Annotated in this window: 1 protein-coding gene; it reads right to left on the bottom strand. The window is 63.1% G+C overall.

Annotated features, from left to right (window positions below; genetic code table 11):
• The coding region (locus SB679_RS24545; protein ID WP_410704884.1) for a hypothetical protein at positions 1-268 on the bottom strand (268 nt) is incomplete at both ends.

The raw sequence follows: 268 nt of genomic DNA, 5'->3' as shown, positions 1-268 counted from the left end.
GCTGCAGTTCCGCAAGTTTGCGCGCGGCGCGTTCCTTGGCGATATCGGACGACGATTTCTTGTCCTGCTGCAGGGTGGCGAGGGCCTGATCGGCGCGCTCGGCCAGGCGCACCTGCGGGTCGCTGCTCGGTGTTGCGGAGGCCGCAATCGACTGTTGTGGTGTGCTGCGCAGTATGTTCAGCGCATTCGACTGTGCGACCTGCATCATATCCCCCGATATCGTCAGGGATGGTTTCTGCAACTTCAGGCTTGCGCGGGCCTTGGCAGC

It is taken from the genome of Chryseobacterium sp. SIMBA_029 (assembly GCF_046535275.1).
Taxonomy (GTDB): Bacteria; Bacteroidota; Bacteroidia; order Flavobacteriales; family Weeksellaceae; genus Chryseobacterium.
The sequence above is the reverse complement of the archived record's forward strand: the minus strand, read 5'-3'. Positions and strand labels throughout refer to the sequence as shown.